General features: G+C 26.5%; 1 protein-coding gene. It reads right to left on the bottom strand.

Annotated features, from left to right (window positions below; all coding sequences use genetic code 11):
* On the bottom strand, nt 1–363 hold a 363-nt coding region (locus ACYVRH_RS14715), incomplete at its 3' end, for a hypothetical protein (protein WP_461257609.1).
* Nucleotides 364–431 lie beyond the last annotated feature (68 nt).

The following is a 431-nucleotide window of genomic DNA, read 5'->3' as shown; positions in this document are numbered from 1 at the left end:
GTCTGTTACTCCTCCATTTTGTTTTATTTTTTCAAGCTGCTCTTTTTCCATTTTCCTTTTTATATCACCAAATTCAATAGCTTTAATTATTTTTTGTGTCGATTTTCCGACTTTAACCCTATATTCCTTTAATTCTTTTATGTTAATATTTCTACTAAATGATTCTATTTCGGAATATGTCATTGCATTTCCTGTGTCTTTAATTTTTATATTCAATTTTGTTTGAATTTCTTTATTGAATATCGTTTCTTTCCTTCCAATTATTATATTTGAAATAATGTCCTCAATTCGGGTTATATGCCAAATATTCCACAATATTGATGTTTCTTTATTTGAGATTATTTTGCAAGTTTCTTCTTTCATATTTTTCCATAAATCGTCATAATATGTTTCGGCGGTTATTTTACATACTTTTTTGTCGTGCAATAAAC

Source organism: Treponema sp. R80B11-R83G3, assembly GCF_054786115.1.
The sequence above is the reverse complement of the archived record's forward strand: the minus strand, read 5'-3'. Positions and strand labels throughout refer to the sequence as shown.